The sequence below is a fragment of the Weizmannia sp. FSL W8-1119 genome, assembly GCF_038008605.1.
Classification (GTDB): Bacteria; Bacillota; Bacilli; order Bacillales; family Bacillaceae_C; genus Weizmannia; species Weizmannia coagulans.
The window spans coordinates 1,725,517-1,742,482 of record NZ_JBBOZL010000001.1 but is presented as its reverse complement, the minus strand read 5'-3'; the positions used below and the strand labels follow the sequence as shown (position 1 = coordinate 1,742,482).

General features: G+C 49.1%; 17 protein-coding genes. 13 read left to right on the top strand and 4 right to left on the bottom strand.

Translation table 11 applies throughout. The features are described 5' to 3' along the window. Positions 1-7 precede the first annotated feature (7 nt). The 7 genes from NSQ19_RS08555 to NSQ19_RS08525 all read left to right on the top strand — a co-directional run bounded on the left by NSQ19_RS08555 (position 8) and on the right by NSQ19_RS08525 (position 7,468). The gene (locus NSQ19_RS08555) at positions 8-808 is read left to right on the top strand and encodes a pyruvate, water dikinase regulatory protein (protein ID WP_041819155.1); all 801 of its coding nucleotides are present in this window, start codon (positions 8-10) and stop codon (positions 806-808) included. A gap of 463 nt (positions 809-1,271) precedes the next feature. Further along, positions 1,272-3,077 carry a DNA primase gene (gene dnaG, locus NSQ19_RS08550; protein ID WP_340702711.1) on the top strand — a complete coding sequence of 602 codons (1,806 nt, stop codon included), beginning with the start codon at positions 1,272-1,274 and terminating at the stop codon, positions 3,075-3,077. Positions 3,078-3,154: 77 nt separating this feature from the next. Continuing rightward, a complete protein-coding gene (gene rpoD, locus NSQ19_RS08545) occupies positions 3,155-4,288 on the top strand; it encodes an RNA polymerase sigma factor RpoD (RefSeq protein WP_019720565.1) in 1,134 nt (377 codons plus the stop codon). Positions 4,289-4,436: 148 nt separating this feature from the next. Beyond that, on the top strand, positions 4,437-4,973 hold the full coding sequence (locus tag NSQ19_RS08540) for a hypothetical protein (protein WP_013859676.1): 537 nt from the start codon (positions 4,437-4,439) through the stop codon (positions 4,971-4,973). Positions 4,974-5,192: 219 nt separating this feature from the next. Then, positions 5,193-5,564, top strand: coding sequence for a cytochrome c550 (gene cccA / locus NSQ19_RS08535; RefSeq protein WP_315958469.1), 372 nt, complete (start codon positions 5,193-5,195; stop codon positions 5,562-5,564). Positions 5,565-5,654: 90 nt separating this feature from the next. Next, positions 5,655-6,353: a tRNA (adenine(22)-N(1))-methyltransferase gene (locus NSQ19_RS08530; RefSeq protein WP_340702710.1), complete on the top strand. Its 699-nt coding sequence runs from the start codon at positions 5,655-5,657 to the stop codon at positions 6,351-6,353. After that, the gene (locus tag NSQ19_RS08525) at positions 6,350-7,468 is read left to right on the top strand and encodes a Nif3-like dinuclear metal center hexameric protein (protein WP_340702709.1); all 1,119 of its coding nucleotides are present in this window, start codon (positions 6,350-6,352) and stop codon (positions 7,466-7,468) included. The genes NSQ19_RS08530 and NSQ19_RS08525 overlap by 4 nt, the downstream gene beginning before the upstream one ends. Before the next feature lie 283 nt (positions 7,469-7,751). On the opposite strand, the gene NSQ19_RS08520 is transcribed toward NSQ19_RS08525, so the two are convergent. Together NSQ19_RS08520 and vrrA are read right to left on the bottom strand one after the other, a co-directional pair. After that, entirely contained in the window at positions 7,752-8,717 is a 966-nt protein-coding gene (locus tag NSQ19_RS08520) for a 4-hydroxy-3-methylbut-2-enyl diphosphate reductase (RefSeq protein ID WP_195850660.1), read from the bottom strand. 226 nt (positions 8,718-8,943) lie between these two features. After that, positions 8,944-9,576 (bottom strand): VrrA/YqfQ family protein, encoded by a 633-nt coding sequence (gene vrrA / locus NSQ19_RS08515; protein ID WP_195850659.1) that lies wholly within the window; start codon positions 9,574-9,576, stop codon positions 8,944-8,946. Positions 9,577-9,787: 211 nt separating this feature from the next. Here vrrA and NSQ19_RS08510 point away from each other — a divergent pair, with 211 nt between their 5' ends. The 3 genes from NSQ19_RS08510 to NSQ19_RS08500 all read left to right on the top strand — a co-directional run bounded on the left by NSQ19_RS08510 (position 9,788) and on the right by NSQ19_RS08500 (position 13,670). Next, positions 9,788-11,098, top strand: coding sequence for a DEAD/DEAH box helicase (locus NSQ19_RS08510; protein WP_013859669.1), 1,311 nt, complete (start codon positions 9,788-9,790; stop codon positions 11,096-11,098). A gap of 15 nt (positions 11,099-11,113) precedes the next feature. Next, the gene (locus NSQ19_RS08505) at positions 11,114-12,013 is read left to right on the top strand and encodes a deoxyribonuclease IV (RefSeq protein ID WP_195850658.1); all 900 of its coding nucleotides are present in this window, start codon (positions 11,114-11,116) and stop codon (positions 12,011-12,013) included. 283 nt (positions 12,014-12,296) lie between these two features. Next, on the top strand, positions 12,297-13,670 hold the full coding sequence (locus tag NSQ19_RS08500) for a C40 family peptidase (protein WP_340702708.1): 1,374 nt from the start codon (positions 12,297-12,299) through the stop codon (positions 13,668-13,670). A gap of 41 nt (positions 13,671-13,711) precedes the next feature. On the opposite strand, the gene NSQ19_RS08495 is transcribed toward NSQ19_RS08500, so the two are convergent. Then, positions 13,712-13,966, bottom strand: coding sequence for a DUF2624 domain-containing protein (locus tag NSQ19_RS08495; protein WP_014098002.1), 255 nt, complete (start codon positions 13,964-13,966; stop codon positions 13,712-13,714). A gap of 194 nt (positions 13,967-14,160) precedes the next feature. Between NSQ19_RS08495 and NSQ19_RS08490 the strand changes: the two genes are divergently transcribed. From NSQ19_RS08490 to NSQ19_RS08480, 3 genes are read left to right on the top strand one after another with little or no spacing between them, the layout of a single operon-like run. Continuing rightward, positions 14,161-14,919, top strand: coding sequence for a metal ABC transporter ATP-binding protein (locus NSQ19_RS08490; RefSeq protein WP_340702707.1), 759 nt, complete (start codon positions 14,161-14,163; stop codon positions 14,917-14,919). A gap of 14 nt (positions 14,920-14,933) precedes the next feature. Then, positions 14,934-15,791 carry a metal ABC transporter permease gene (locus NSQ19_RS08485; protein ID WP_340702706.1) on the top strand — a complete coding sequence of 286 codons (858 nt, stop codon included), beginning with the start codon at positions 14,934-14,936 and terminating at the stop codon, positions 15,789-15,791. A gap of 2 nt (positions 15,792-15,793) precedes the next feature. Continuing rightward, complete coding sequence (locus NSQ19_RS08480; protein WP_013859662.1) at positions 15,794-16,225, top strand: Fur family transcriptional regulator; 432 nt, start codon at positions 15,794-15,796, stop codon at positions 16,223-16,225. A gap of 147 nt (positions 16,226-16,372) precedes the next feature. Here the strand turns inward: NSQ19_RS08480 and NSQ19_RS08475 are convergent, their stop codons facing one another. Beyond that, positions 16,373-16,966: a 5' nucleotidase, NT5C type gene (locus NSQ19_RS08475; protein WP_340702705.1), complete on the bottom strand. Its 594-nt coding sequence runs from the start codon at positions 16,964-16,966 to the stop codon at positions 16,373-16,375.

The window sequence follows — 16,966 nt, the reverse complement described above, 5'->3', positions numbered from 1 at the left end:
ATCACTTTTGGCAAAACCCCATATTTACATTGTTTCAGACTCGGTCGGAGAGACGGCGGAGCTCGTCACAAAGGCGGCCATCAGCCAGTTTGAAAACCAGGACGCAGAATTAAAACGCTTCCCGTATGTGGAAGATACGATCCATATTGATGAAGTGGTTTCGCTTGCATCCATGAATTACGGCATGATCGTTTATACGCTTGTGAAGCCGGAAATGCGAAAATACATGAATGACCAAGCCGTAAAACACGGCCTTGCTGCTGTCGATTTAATGGGACCTCTCATGGACCGGCTGCTCGAATTGTATGAATCCAAACCGCTCTATGAACCGGGTCTCGTCAGAAAATTGGACGAAGCTTATTTTAAAAAGGTGGAAGCGATCGAATTTGCGGTGAAATATGATGACGGCCGGGATCCGCGCGGCATTGTCCGGGCGGATATTGTCCTGATCGGTGTTTCCCGTACATCCAAAACGCCGCTTTCACAATACCTGGCGCATCACCGCTATAAAGTTGCGAATGTGCCGATTGTGCCGGAAGTGGATCCGCCGGAAGAACTTTTTCGTATTCCTTCCAAAAAGTGTATCGGTTTAAAAATTGATCCCGACACATTAAATCATATCCGGAAAGAACGGCTGAAAACACTCGGGCTTGACGGTTCGGCAAGTTATGCGACCATTGAGCGCATCAAATACGAACTCGATTATTTTAATCAGATAGTGGAGCGGCTTGGCTGCAAAGTGATCGATGTTACCAATAAAGCGGTCGAAGAAACGGCAAATATTATTATGGATGAAATGAGAAAGTAAAAGCGGCCAAAGGCGCGGGGAGCGCGCGCCTTTTTCGCGGCATCGGCCGGATGAAAATAAACCATTTGAAACGGGGGAAGCAGGCTAAAACGGTCTTTGTTTCCGCCCGTTTTTTTTAGAATTTTCTTTTGAAAAAACGAGGCATATTTTTTTCTGCTTTTCAGTATTTATTTATAGTCAAAATGAAGCAAGTATACTATAATAAAAAATTGTGATAAAAATGTATGATACGGGTTTAGAGTAGGCTATTAAGGAATAAACTATTTATAGTAAATGTCAAGTCTGAATTTAAATAAATTTCGACAGGGCCAAAAAAATTATGGGAAGAAGCGCAAAACATGCAGGATTCTGTGGAGCGATGTAGAATATTTTAGGATGAAAAGAAAAACAGCAAACGAATAAGCATTGCCCGCATCCCGGATGAAATGCTGTTGAATAAAGGTGGAGCAGAAGGGATTGTTTGATGACAGGGATGATTCCGAATGAAAAAATTGATGAGATCCGCCGGTCTTCCGATATTGTGGAGGTCGTGAGCGATTATGTACAGCTCAAAAAGCAGGGACGCAATTACTTCGGCCTGTGCCCGTTCCACGGGGAGCATACGCCGTCATTTTCCGTATCCCCCGACAAGCAGATTTTTCACTGCTTTGGATGCGGCGCAGGCGGCAATGTGTTTACTTTTCTCATGGATATCGAAGGCATCTCTTTTCAGGAAGCGGCAGAAAAACTGGCACAAAAAGCGCATATCGAGCTTGGCGTCGTTTTACGGCGCGAAGAGCAGAAAAATATCGATCCAAAGCGCCGCCAGATGCTGGAAGCGCACGAACTGTTGCAAAAATTATACCATCATTTGCTTTTGCATACAAAAGAAGGGGAACCTGCGCTAAAATACCTGCGCGGGCGCGGGTTTACAAACGAAGCAATCGAAAAGTTCGGGATTGGATATGCGCTGCCTGCCTGGGATTTTGCCGCCAATATGCTGCAAAAGCGCGGTTTTCCCCTTTCCGTGCTGGAAGAAAGCGGGCTTGTCATCCGCAATGAAAAGGATGGCAAATATTTTGACCGTTTCAGGGACCGGATCATGTTTCCAATCATGGATGAAAAGGGAAACATGGTAGCATTTGCCGGAAGAGCTGTCCGGAAAGAGGAACACCCGAAATATTTGAACAGCCCTGAGACGCCGCTTTTTAACAAAAGCAAGCTGCTTTTTAACCTGAACCGGGCAAGAGGGCCGATCCGCAAAAAACAGCAGGCGGTCATTTTTGAAGGCTATGCAGACGTGATCTCCGCCGACCGGGCTGGCGTTGAAAACGGCATTGCCACAATGGGCACATCGATTACAGCGGAACACGTCCGGATGATAAAAAGGCTCACGGACGGCGTCGTCATTTGTTACGACTCGGACCAGGCCGGCTTCACTGCGGCTTTCCGTGCAGGAAAAATGCTCAGTGAAAACGGCTGTGAAGTGCGGGTTGCGCAAATGCCGGACGGACTGGACCCTGATGACTACATAAACCGGCATGGCGGAGAAAAATTCCGCAGAGATGTAATAGGGGCCAGCCTGACTTTTATGGCTTTTAAAATGCAATATTTCCGCATGAATAAAAATCTCCAAAATGAAGGAGAAAAGCTGGCGTATATAGAAGAAGTCATTCAGGAAATTGCCAAGCTGGAGAATCCGGTGGAGAAAGATCTTTACTTGCGCCAGCTGTCCGAAGAATTTTCGTTGTCTTTGGATGCCCTGAAAGAGCAGGAAAGGCAATACGGTTCCCGTGAAACCGGAAACCGGAAGAGAAGCCGGCCTGCAGGGAATCCGGCGCCTGTGCATGAAGAAGCCCGGATGCTGCCTGCCAATATGACCGCGGAGAGAAGGCTGCTTTGGCATATGCTGCGGGACGGGGAAGTTGCCTATAAAGTGAAAGATTTCCTTGGCGAAAACGGCTTTTACGGGGACGAACACCAGGCCATTTTTACTTACCTGCTTGGCTGGTACGAAGAAGGGAATCCGCCTGATACGAGCGCTTTCCTGTCTTATTTGCCAGATTCAAAATTGCAGAGGATTGCTGCCGAAATCGAAATGATGACGGTAGGCGGGGAGCTGACGGATGAGGAATTGGAAGATTATGTGCAGTATGTGCTGAAACACCAGAAATTGTTGCGCATTCAGGAAAAACTGAGGGCACAAAAAGATGCCGAACGGCAAAATGATTTCCAAAAAGCGCTGCAATTGGCGGGTGAAATCGTGGCACTGAGAAAGTCCATGACCTGAAATCTCTGCTTTTTATAAATGATCAAGCTGCTGTTGGATCATTGAGTGTGTTGAAATTGTCGGAAGGAGGGGAACATATGGCTGAAAAGTCAGCACGTTCCAAAGAAGTAGAAGAAAGTGAGTTTACAGTGGAAAAAGCAAAAGAGCAACTCGTTGAACGCGGGAAAAAGCGGGGGGTTCTCACTTATGATGCCATTTCCGAAAAACTCGGCCATTTTGATTTAACATCCGACCAGATGGATGAATTTTATGAATTGCTCGGCGAACAGGGCATCGATGTGACAGATGAGGCCGGCGACGAGGATGCACCTTCCCATCTCGAACTGGAAAAAGAGAATGACGAAGAGTTTGACCTGAATGATTTGAGTGTTCCCCCGGGTGTGAAAATCAATGATCCGGTACGCATGTATTTGAAAGAAATCGGGCGGGTCGACCTTCTTTCCGCAGACGAAGAAATCGAACTGGCCAAAAGAATCGAGCAGGGCGATGAAGAGGCAAAACGCCGGCTCGCTGAAGCCAACTTGCGCCTTGTTGTCAGCATTGCAAAACGGTATGTCGGCCGCGGCATGCAGTTTCTGGATTTGATCCAGGAAGGCAATATGGGCCTCATCAAGGCGGTTGAAAAATTCGATTACCGAAAAGGCTACAAATTCAGCACCTATGCCACATGGTGGATCCGCCAAGCCATCACGCGCGCGATTGCAGACCAGGCGCGGACGATCCGGATTCCGGTCCATATGGTAGAAACGATCAATAAACTCATCCGCGTGCAACGGTCACTGCTTCAGGATTTAGGCAGGGAACCAACACCGGAAGAAATTGCTGAAGAAATGGATATTTCTCCGGATAAAGTCAGGGAAATCATTAAAATCGCCCAGGAACCGGTTTCACTTGAAACGCCGATTGGCGAAGAAGATGATTCGCATCTTGGAGACTTTATTGAAGACCAGGATGCCACATCGCCTTCTGACCATGCCGCTTATGAGCTGCTGAAAGAACAGCTGGAAGATGTGCTTGATACATTGACCGACAGGGAAGAAAATGTGCTCCGCCTCCGGTTCGGGCTTGATGACGGGCGCACCCGGACCCTTGAAGAAGTCGGCAAAGTATTTGGCGTCACAAGGGAACGGATCCGGCAAATTGAAGCAAAGGCTTTGCGGAAACTCCGCCATCCGAGCAGGAGCAAACGCCTGAAAGATTTCCTTGAATAAGCCGGAAAAGAAACAGGCACGGCGCTTGTGCAGCTATTTTTACAGGCGCCTTGTTTTCAGTTTACTTCCTCGGGAAGTAAACTTTTTTCTTGTAAAAAAAGGATTTTCCACCCGCCTGTCGAATAGGTTACACAGGATGTGTTGAAAAATGGACGATAAGAGAAAACAAATCATTGTCAACGAAATTAAAATGTGGAAAGAGACCAAAATGATTCCACAAGAATACTGCGATTTTCTGCTCGCGATCTATACGGAGGGAACTGAAGGCAATACCCGCAAACAAAACGGCGCAGGGAAATCCGTTAAAAAACAAGCTGCGGTTTCTGCTTTCATTCTTGCACTCGTTGCAATCGCTGTATTTGTTATTTATTTTACTGAATTACATTTTATTTTGCAAACAGGGATTTTGACAGCTTTTGTCGGATGCTTACTTTTTCTGGGAATTCATTATGCTAATAAAGAAATTTTTTACTCGATTTTCTTTGTTGGCGCTGCGCTTATTTTGCTTCTTTTCAGTGTGTTTTTGAATGAAAAGTTATTTGGAAATCACCGCTATACTTTATATTTGCTGTTTTTTGCCAACTGCGGGCTCTGGCTTGCCGCCGGAAAGGCATACAAACTGCTGTATTTTACCCTGTCGGGGCTTCTCGGTCTTGCCATCTTGCTGGTCTCTATTGTAATATAATATATAATTTTCAGTTTTCCTGCTGCTTTTTTCCGCCTGCCATCAATTGTATCATTTTATTGAATTTTTTGCTGCTTTTATTATAATACAAGATGAAAGCGCATTCAAGGTGTTATTTTTGGGTGGGAAGGCTTTCTTTCGAAAGAATTTTCAGTTAAAATGAAAGAGATGGGTGCGGTAAATACGCTGGAGAAGCGGAAAAACAAGGGGGGGAACGCATTGAAAAGAAATCCTGTCATCCCATATGTGCTGATTATGGCATTCGGGCTTGCCCTTATCTTTTTTCTTTCCGTGAAAGGGATCGGGGATGCGAAGGAAGTGGCCAAAGAAAAGGAGCATCCAAAGCAAACCGAAACCGCTTCCTCGGAAAAGTTTGATCCGGAGAGCTTTGCCAAAAAGACTTGCGTGACCTGCCACGGGAACAATTTGCAAGGCGGGGCGGGGCCGAATCTTCACGGCATCGGCAAGAAATTGTCCAAAGATAAGATCAAAGAGGTGCTCAGGAACGGCACGAGCGGGGGCATGCCGGCCGGACTTGTCGAAGAGGACCATATTGATGAAATGGCGGACTGGGTATCAAAGCTAAAATAAGAGGCAGGTTCGCCGTACGGGGGGCATCCCCCTTTTTTTTATGGCAAAAAGTGGCTACAATAGAGGTATCACATGTAAAGTGGTGAAGAAATGAACAGCGGGAAACTTTCAAAAAGGCTTGAGTCGGTGGCGGCTTTTATTCCGGCCGGCACTGTATTGGCAGATATCGGGTCTGATCACGCTTATTTGCCCGTATTTTGCGTGAAGTGCGGCAGAGTAGCAGAGGCGGTTGCCGGGGAAGTGGCGGAAGGGCCGTACCATTCGGCGCAAAAACAAGTGGAAAAAGCAGGGCTGGCCGGAAAAATCAGCGTCCGGAAAGGAGACGGACTTGAAATCCTGGCTCCAGGGGAAGCGGGATGCATTACGATTGCCGGGATGGGCGGCGCGTTGATTGCCTCCATCCTTGATCGCGGAAAAGCAAAACTAAACGGCAAAGAAACGCTCATCCTGCAGCCGAATACCGGATCACACATTGTCCGCGGATGGCTGGCGGAAAACGGATGGGCCATTACAGGAGAAGACATTCTCGAGGAAGACGGGAAAATATATGAAATCATCGCGGCAGAATACGCGGGCACGCTTGTGGCGCTCGCGGAAGCGGAACGCCTGATGGGCCCGGTTTTAATCAAAAACCAAAATGAAGCTTTCCGGAAAAAATGGCGCAATGAAATCAAAAAATGGCAATCCGTGCTCAGCCATCTGGAGCAGGCAGGCGCAAGCCCGGAAATTGAAGAAAAAAAGCGCGTCTATCGCCATTTGATTGCTTTGGCAGAGGAGGTTTTAACATGAAGCATGCGAACGGGCATGATGTCATCCAGCTATTTGAGCAGTTTGCACCGAAAAAGTTTGCAATGGACGGGGATCCGGTCGGGCTCCAAATCGGGCGGTTAAACGGGCCGGTGAAAAATGTGCTGGTGGCACTTGATGTGCTGGAAGATGTGGTGGATGAAGCGATTGAAAAGGATGCCCAGCTCATTATCGCCCATCATCCTTCCGTTTACCGGCCGTTAAAAAACATGGCGACGGACACCCCCCAGGGCCGGCTGATTGAAAAATGCATCCGCCACGGAATTGCTGTATATGCCGCCCATACGAACCTTGATATTGCAGAAGGGGGTGTGAACGACTTGCTGGCGGAGGCGCTCGGGCTCCGCGATACGGAAGTATTATCGCCCCTTTTTGAAGACAAATTGAGGAAACTGGTTGTTTTTGTCCCGGTATCCCATGAAGAAGCCGTAAGAACGGCGCTTGGGAATGCCGGCGCGGGGGCGATCGGGAATTACAGCCATTGTTCTTTCTCAGCCCGCGGTACCGGCCGTTTTCTGCCGGGGGAAGGGACAAACCCGTTCCTCGGGGAAGCGGGCAAACTCGAGGCAGCAGATGAAACAAGGGTTGAAACGATTTATCCCGCATCGATTGAAAAACAGGTGCTCGCCAGCATGCTTGAGGCGCACCCGTATGAAGAGGTCGCCTATGATATTTATCCGGTCGTAAATGAAGGCCGGAAGTTCGGGCTGGGCCGGATCGGCGAAATCGAACAGGAAATGGCGCTGCGGGATTTTGCGGAACATGTAAAAAAAACGCTCGAAGTTCCGGCATTGCGCGTCGTCGGAAATCTTGACGAAAAAGTGAAAAAAGTGGCTGTTCTCGGCGGAGACGGCAACAAATATTTTGCTGAGGCAAAAAAGGCAGGGGCCGATGTGTTTGTCACCGGGGATTTTTATTACCATAACGCCCACGATGCACTGGCGCTCGGGCTGAATGTCGTAGACCCCGGGCATAACGTGGAGAAGGTGATGAAAAAAGGGGTTGCGGCCTATATGCGAAAAGCATGCAGGGAGCATCAGCTCGATGTCCGCTTTATTGCATCCGAAGTAAACACAGACCCGTTTCAGTTTCTTTAAGAAAACGCCGGGGCCGCTGAAAGCAGGGAAAAGGCGGCCTTTTTTAACCCGGGCCGCGTTATCCTTTAAAGATTGCGATGGCTCATTTTCATTCTTTTTGCCGGTGCCTCGTTGCATCCCGTATGGATGCCTTCCTGAAAATACGTGCCAACGGGTATTCATTTTCATTCCGGTGCTGCAGTCGTTCCAGCATGGATAGTTAAAGGCAAAAGGGCGGATGCCCACCGGACTCCGCCCTTTTGCCTTTATTACTTTTCCGGCCGGAAGCGTTCCAACCGGGTTTTTATGCTTTTTGGCCGGAAGAAGGGTGCGGCGCTTTGACTTTCGGCAAAATTTTGTTTAATGGTACGTCCCGCTTTCGTTCCCAGGTTGATTCGTCTTCCGGGTCGAATTTCTCAAGAAATGCAATGACTTCACGCACGATCGGCGTCGGCGTCGATGCCCCTGCCGTTACGGCAACTTTTTGTACACCTTCAAGCCATGCCAGCTCAATTTCTTCGACATCGGCAATCCGGTATGCTTTTGTGCCGGCGATTTCTTCCGATACTTGCGCGAGGCGGTTTGAATTGTTGCTGCGCGGGTCGCCGACTACAAGCAGCAAATCGGCCTCCCCGGCCTGCCTGGCAACGGCTTCCTGGCGAATTTGCGTGGCATGGCAGATTTCATTGTACGTTTCCGCATGCGGGTATTTCTTTTGGATGTGTTCCATCAAATCCGCTACGTCCCATTGGCTCATCGTCGTCTGGTTTGTTACAATAATTTTATCATTGCGGATATCGAGGGCTTCCACGTCTGCTTCCGTTTCGACGAGATGGACAATCGCGGGTGCGACACCGGCTGCCCCCTCGGGTTCCGGATGGCCTTTTTTTCCGATATAAATGACATCATAGCCTTCTTTTTCTTTTTCACGGATTAAATCATGGGTTTTCGCCACGTCCGGGCATGTGGCATCAATGGCCGTCAAGCCTTTTTTCCGGGCAAGTTCGCGCACTTCGGGGGAGACGCCGTGCGCGGTAAAAATAACGGTGCCTTTTTCCACCTTTTCGAGAATTTCTTTGCGGTTTTTGCCGTCGAGCGTAAGGATCCCGTCTTCTTTAAAGGCATCCGTCACATGCTGGTTGTGGACGATCATGCCAAGGATATAGATGGGACGCGGCAAAGTTTTATCCATTGCGGCGTTGCGGGCAATGACCATTGCGTCAACAACGCCGTAGCAGTAACCCCTGGGGGAAATTTTCAGCACTTCCATCGCGATCCTCCTAACAGGGTGCCGGAACGCCGGCATCCGGGCTGGGAAATGAGTCTATTACATTTGTATTATATCGGAATGCGGCAAAGAATACAAAACGGGTTTTTGCACAGCCGGCCGTGCCTGAAATAGGGCGCGCTTCCCCGGAAGGATGGAAACGCACGGGCCGGTGCCAGCTTTTAATAGAAAAAACCGTCTGCACGCGGGTACAAACGGTTTTGGCGCCTTAAATAAACAATTTCGGCACGGAAGCCCCTTTTTCCGGGCGTTTTTCGCCATTTGTGCTTTCTGCGGGTTGAGATGATGCGTTACGACCCGCCTGCCGGTTGCTTTTTTTCTCTTTTGCCGGTTCAGGTTTTTTCTCTTTGCTGCTTAATTCGCGGTTCTCCTGCCCCTCCTCTTCCGGGGCATTTTTCAGGCCGCGGTACAATTTCCACATCGCCGGCAGATTTTTGACGAGCGGGCCGACCTGCTGGATCTGCTGGATCATCGGGCCGACCTGTTGCGCGGTTTTCAGGACGTTTTGTGTATTGTTTAAAAACGAACTGATCGAAGAAGGATTTGTGATGGATTTGAAAAGTGATCCGCCTCCCCCGGCGGCACCCCGCTGGAAGGCGGCTGCCGGGTTGGCGGCTGCTGTTTGCCCGCCCCTTTGGAACAGTCTGGATAAAAACCCTCCGCCCCGTCCTGCAGTTGCGCCCGCTCGGCCCGGAAATCCCGGCATTTGCCCTCCGGCTCTGAATTGTCCGGGCATGCCCGGCCCGCCCAGGCGGTTCCCGGTAAACAGACTACGCTGCATTCCGCCGAACGGGGGCGGGTTTTGCCGGCCGAAAACCGGCGGCATATTTCTTGGCGGCATCCATTTGACCCCCTTTCTGTTTGGCTTTTGCGTTCAATATTACAATATGCAGGCCAAACGGAAACGTCTGGCATGCAAAAAAAGTTTCTTTCTGCCCGTAAACGGCACAAAAATTTCCATTTGCATACCGGGGCATGCGGAAATTGGCATTTTTCTCGGATGTTGATTATAATAACAAGACGTTCTGCTGCATGAGAGAAGGAGTGGAAACATGAACGGAACAAAATGGAAAGATTTCGGTTTTAAACCATTTATCGAAAAAGCGATCGAACATAAAGGCTTTGCCGAACCGACGGAAATACAGCGAAAAATGATCCCGCTTGTTTTGCGTGGGGAAAGTGCCATTGGACAGTCGCAGACGGGAACGGGGAAAACACATGCTTATGTGCTACCGCTCTTGCAAAAAACAGACCCGTCTCTTGCGGAAGTCCAGGCGGTGATTACGGCCCCGACGCGGGAACTGGCGGCACAGATTTACCATGAAATTCAGGAAGTATTAAAATGGGAAGAAACAGGCCGGATAACCGCCAAACTGTTTATCGGCGGAACGGACAAGCAGCGTGATATCAGCAAACTGAAAAAACAGCCGCAAATTGTAGTCGGCACGCCGGGCAGGGTGAATGATCTTGTGAAAGAGCAGGCGTTGTTTGTCCATACAGCAAAAACGTTTGTTGTAGATGAAGCGGATATTATGCTCGATATGGGCTTTATCGTGGATGTCGACCAAATTGCGGGGAGGATGCCTGAAAAACTGCAAATGCTCGTGTTTTCGGCAACCATTCCCGAAAAATTAAAGCCGTTTTTAAAAAAGTACATGGAAAATCCGAAATTCGAGCAGGTAGCGCCGCGGCAAATCGCAGCAGAAAAAATTGAACATATTCTGATCCCGAAACGCGCGCGGGAGAAAATTGACGTGTTGCATGATGCCCTCGAGGCGTTTAACCCGTACTTGGCGATTGTATTTGCAAACACAAAAGCGATGGTGGAAGAAATTGCCGCAGGGCTCTCGGCAAAAGGGATGAAAACGGCCCGCATCCACGGAGACCTCTCGCCGCGGGAACGGGCGAAAACGATGAAACAAATCAAAAACCTGGAATACCGGTATATCATTGCCACTGATCTGGCCGCGCGCGGGATTGATATCGAAGGGGTCAGCCATGTCGTAAACTACGAGCTGCCAAAAGATTTGACGTTTTACGTCCACCGCGCCGGCAGAACGGCCCGCGCCGATCTATCGGGCATATGCGCAACCATTTACGAACCTTCCGATGAGTTTGCCCTCACGCAGCTTGAGAAAATGGGGATTGCCTTCATCTACCGTGATGTGCGCCGCGGCGAATGGGTGGAACTGGGCGACCGGAACCGCCGCAAAAAGCGTGTGAAAAAAGCGGATAAAACGGAAACCGCGGCGAGAAAGGCAATCGGCAGGCCGAAAAAAGTGAAGCCGGGCTATAAAAAGAAAATGGAACGGCAGATCGAAATGCTGAAAAAACGGCAAAGGAAATTGCAAAAACGGAAATAAAAGGGGAGAAACACCATGCTTAAAATTGGTTCACATGTCTCGATGAGCGGCAAAAAAATGCTGCTTGCGTCAAGTGAAGAGGCGGTTTCATACGGCGCCAACACATTTATGATTTATACCGGCGCACCGCAAAATACAAGGCGGAAGAAAATTGAAGACTTGAACATTGAAGCAGGCCTTGCCCATATGAAAGAACATGGCATAGAGGAGATTGTCGTCCATGCGCCGTATATTATCAATATCGGCAACACAACAAATCCTGCGACATTTGAACTCGGTGTCCGTTTTTTGCAGTCGGAAATTGAGCGGACGGAGGCAATCGGGGCGAAGCAGATCGTTTTGCATCCGGGCGCCCATGTTGGAGCAGGGCCGGAAAAAGCGATCAAAAAAATCATTGAAGGGCTGAATGAGGTGCTCGTTCCGGGGCAAACCGCCCAGATTGCGCTTGAAACGATGGCCGGCAAAGGATCCGAATGCGGCAGGACGTTTGAGGAACTGGCGGAAATCATAGACGGCGTCAAATACAATGACAAGCTTTCCATTTGCTTTGACACTTGCCATACCCATGATGCCGGCTATGATGTGAAAAACCGGTTTGATGAAGTGCTGGATGAATTTGACCGGATCATCGGCATCGGTCGCCTGAAAGTACTGCATATCAATGACAGCAAAAATGAAGCCGGCTCGCACAAAGACCGGCATGAGAATATCGGGTTTGGCCATATCGGATTTGAAGCCCTTGACTATATCGTGCATCACCCGGCGCTTTCTGACATCCCGAAAATTTTGGAAACCCCTTATGTCGGCGAAGACAAAAAGAACCGCAAGCCGCCGTACAAATACGAAATCGCCATGCTTAGAAACAGGGAATTTGACGAAAATCTGCTGGCCAAAATTGTGGAACAGCCCGTTTGAATCCCGGCCGGGTTTTAAAGCCGCTGAAAAAGGCCAAATAAAAACATAAAAACGGCGGGACACCACCATTCATCGTGCCCCGCTGTTTTTTTGCATCTATACCGTTTCAAAGCTTTTGGTTTTGCCTGGATTTTTTAAAAATAAACCTCCATTTTCAAAATGAAATAAAACTGTAATCTATTTGCCAAAGAATGAATGCTATAATCAGAAATATCAATAGATTAATAGAACGGGAGCTTTACATAATGGGGAAAAGCCGGTACATAGCAATGGAGGCGTTAAGGTGAACAGGAAGTTTTTGTTGTTAACCGCTGCTGCATTTATCGCAGGCAGCGCTTTCGTCCCGCTTAGCAAAGCATCCGCAGAAACCGCTGCCAAAAGCATTCAAAACGAGGAGTCGGCCGTGCAGGAAAGCATTTCCGGCAAGCAAAACGAGATTGCGAAGATTGCAGAAAACGAGAAACAGCTTCAGTCGGATATGGATAAAATTTCGGCTAAGATCCGCCAGACCAATCAGAAAATCAGTGAAAAAACGCAGGAAGTGTCAAATGCGCAAGACGAAGTTGCATCGTTAAATGCAAAAATGAAAGAAACGCAAAAAAGAATAGAAGAACGCAACAACGTACTTGCCCGACGCGCGCGTGACATTCAGCAAAACGGCGGGCTGGACAGTTACCTGAATGTGCTGCTTGAATCCGACAGCCTGAGCGATTTTGTCAGCCGAGCAGCGGCGTTAACGACGTTTGTCCAAGCAGACCGCGCCATTTTAAAAGCGCAGGAAAAAGACAGCCAAACATTAAATGCAGCAAAAGCTGAAGTGGAAAAGAAGCTTCAGAAAGTACAGTCGGATTTATCCGAGCTGCAGGAGCTGAAAGAAGAAAACAAATACCGGTTTGCAGACCAGAAAAGCCTGAAAGCAGCGCTCAAGGAGCAAAAACAGGCTGCTGCAGCTGAGTTGGCCAGGCTGAAAGACAAAGAAGCTTCCTTAAACGCAGAGGAAAAAGCAGCGCTCGCTGAACTTGAAAGCAAGCAGGCCGCGGCCGCGCCATCTGATGCGGCAAAACCTTCCGCTCCTCAAGACCGGGCGCAAGAGGATTCCGCCTCTTCCGGCACGGGCGCCGGAAGAGGCCCGGATGGTTCAAACGGAAAAACCGCGGCACATACACAGAAGGAAAAGGCAAAGCCCGGATCCCGCGCAAAACATGTTGCGCGCGTATCTTCCTTTTCTGATTCCGGCCGCTCTTCAAATAACGGTTCCGGAACGGTTGAAAAAGCGATCAGCGCCGGTTCAGCTTTAATCGGGCACACTTCCTATAAAATGGGCGGCGGAAGAACGAAAAGCGACATTGCAAACGGGCTTTTTGACTGCTCCTCATTTGTTCATTGGGCCTACGCACAGGCAGGCGTGAACCTGGGTGACTCCGGTGCGAATACGGATACGCTTGCAGGGCTTGGGCAAGCGGTCAGTGCTTCGCATATGAAACGGGGAGACCTGGTCTTTTTCAATACTTATAAGTACAACGGCCATGTGGGCATTTACCTGGGCGGCGGCAAATTTCTCGATTGCAATAGTTCAGATGGCGTTTCCATCGACACCATGAGCAGCGGTTACTGGAAACAGTGCTTTAATGGCGTTGTCAGGCGCGTAGTGAAATAAGGAAGAACCGGCCGAAAAGCTTTTTCCGGCCGGTTCTTTTTCTATTTTGCCAATAAGACAAACACCCGGTTGATTTCTTTTGCGGTGAGCGGGCTTGTAATTTTTGCAATGTCTTTCAGTGCTTTGCTGCGGGCCTCGTCATCAAAGATGTCCAACTGTTTTCCCCGCACATAATCCGCGATTTTTTCCGCATCTTCGCGGCTGATTTTCACGTTAAACTGCCGCGCGTATTTAAAAAGTTCCGCGCCGGTAATGATATTCACCTTATAATTGACCATATTTTGAATCAGTTTCAATATCCATCACTCTCCCCGTTTCATGTATATGCGGGCCGGGAAGAAATGTTTCGGATGGGGCATTGCGCCGGAAGCAGAAAAGCGGCAAGAAGGCGGCAACCGCCGGCATTTCACCGCGAACCGCCACCCTTTACAATCTTCCGGAAAGCGGGTATAATGTTTAAATCGGAATGATTCTGATTGAGGAGTTGCGTATGGAAGAATACATTGTGGAAGTTTCAGGCCTCTCTTTCCGTTATGACCGGAAGAATGTGCTGGAACAGATCGATTTAAACATACCAAAGGGAGCGTTTCTCGGCATCATTGGCCCGAACGGTTCCGGAAAATCAACACTGTTAAAGCTCATGCTCGGGCTGTTAAAACCGCAGGAAGGGGAAATCCGCCTTTTCGGCACGCCGCTCAGCCGCTTTAAAGACTGGAGCCGGATCGGTTTTGTTTCGCAAAAAGCCAATGCATTTAATACCGGTTATCCTGCGACTGTTTTGGAAGTGGTCGAAAGCGGCCTGGTGAAAAAAACCGGCCTGTTCCGTTTCCTTGGCCCCAGCGCCAGAAAGGAAGCAATGGAAGCGATCCGCTCAGTCGGGATGGAGGCGTACGCCCATCAAAATATTGGCGAGCTAAGCGGCGGCCAGCAGCAGCGTGTGTTTATCGCGCGGGCCATTGTCAGCAAGCCGGAGATTTTAATGCTGGATGAGCCGACAGTCGGTGTGGACCAGCACCATGTCCGCTCTTTTTACGAAATGCTGGAGCGGCTGAACAGGGAATGGGGCATTACCCTGATTCTTGTCACACATGATATCGGCGCCGTTTCCGACGAGGTGACGCATGTTGCGTGCCTGAACCAGCATTTATACTTCCATGGCGACATCCACGCGTTTCAGCAACTGGATAAAGAAAAACGTTCATTCTGGTACGCCCGCGATGCCCGGTTGCTGGCACATGAATATGGGTGAGAAGGAGAAACCGAATGATTGCTGCACTTTTTCATTATCACTTTTTGCAAAATACATTTTTGGCCGGGATTTTAATCGGCCTTATTGCCCCTTTGATCGGCAGTTTTATTGTCGTGCGCCGTTTGTCGCTGATTGCGGACGCGCTCAGCCATGTCACATTGTCCGGGATTGCTGTCAGCCTGTTTTTAAGCAGCAAGCTTCCTGTTCTTGCCGGGCTGAACCCGCTTTATATCGGCACCGGCTTTTCCGTGCTCGGATCCGTGCTGATCGAGCGGCTGCGCGGGGTTTACCGGCATTATGAAGAACTTGCGATTCCGATTATCATGTCGGGCGGGATTGGCATCGGGCTGATCTTTATTTCTGTGGCCGGCGGGTATAATGTAGATTTGATGAATTACCTGTTCGGCAGCGTAAGCGCGGTAAGCCGGGCTGATCTTTGGCTCATTCTGGGGATTGCCGTCATTGTGGCGGCTATGATCCTTTTGCTGTACAAGGAACTTTTCCTGCTTTCTTTTGATGAGGAATATGCTAAAGTGTCCGGCATCCCTGCGAAAACGATCCACCTGCTGTTTATGGTGCTGATTGCGCTTGTAATTTCGGCCGCGATGCGGATCGTGGGGATTATGCTTGTATCTGCGCTGATTACGCTCCCGGTAGCGGCCAGCATCCGCATCAGCCGGGGATTTAAACAGACCATTTTGTTTTCCGTTCTTTTTGGCGAAATTTCCGTTTTGGGCGGGCTGGTCACGGCGTTTTATCTGAATTTGCCGCCCGGCGGTACAATTGTGATGATTTCCATCGCTATTTTGCTTTTGGCGGTTTATATGAAACGATTCCGGCCCGGTGCCGGTTTGAACAAAAAGAAGGTGTGAACATGCTTTTGGATGAGGCAATTGAAATCTTGAAGGAAAACGGCTATAAGCATACAGGAAAAAGAGAAAAAATGCTCGATTTGTTTTCGGAGAGCAATAAGTATTTGACGGCAAAAGACGTGCTCGAGTGGATGAAAGATGATTACCCGGGCCTCAGTTTTGACACGATTTACAGGAATTTATCGCTTTTTGCCGAACTTGGCATTCTGGAAGTGACAGAGCTGTCCGGTGAAAAGCATTTCCGTTTCAAATGCTCGACAAACCACCACCATCACCATTTTATTTGCTTGGCGTGCGGGAAGACGAAAGAAATCCCGGATTGCCCGATGCCGACGGTCAGCGGTTTGGAAGGGTATGCCATTTCCGGCCATAAGTTTGAAATTTACGGCACGTGCCCGGAATGCATGGCGGATGAAACGCGGCAAAATATTTAACAAACCCTGCTTCCGGCAGGGTTTGTTAAATACTTGGAAATTTTCACACATGCATTTTCAAGAAATAAGCCAAGCGGGCGGCGCACAGGTCACCCGCAAAAAGCGCACCCCCAATCCGGCCTGCCCCTTACAGAAAGAAGGAGCCCTTTAATCGTGTGCGGCGCGGCCGGATTGGGTGATCCAGCGCCTGACCCAGTCGTCCGCTTCTTTCCAGTTTTTCACCCGGTACACATTTTCCGGGACGGGATCCCGGTTGTACGGGGTGTCAAACAGAAGGACGGGGATGCCAAGGGTTTGTGCAATGGCAGCCGCATTGTCATGTTTGTCTTCCAAAAACAGATCAACGCTGTATTTTTTTGCGGTTTCCACTTTATGATGCGTGCCGATCAGCTCGATATGATGGTATTTCAGCTGTTGTTTTGTAAACCAGTTTTTGGTCACATCAAGCAGATGGGATGCGCGTGCACTGATAAAATACAGCTCAAACCGGTCTGCCCATTTGTTTAACACTTCTTTTGCCCCTTTTGCAACCGGGGATTTTGCATAGATCACAGGCTCCGAGCGGATAAACCAGTCGGCAAATGTCCCGGCAGGAATATCGACGACATCTGTGATCTCATACTTCGTTAAGTCTTCATATTTCAGGTCAATGTGAAAGGCATCGTTAATGAACGGAATAAGCGTTTCAGGATCTGTCACAGTCCCGTCAATGTCAATGCCGAAACGGTATTTTTTCACCAT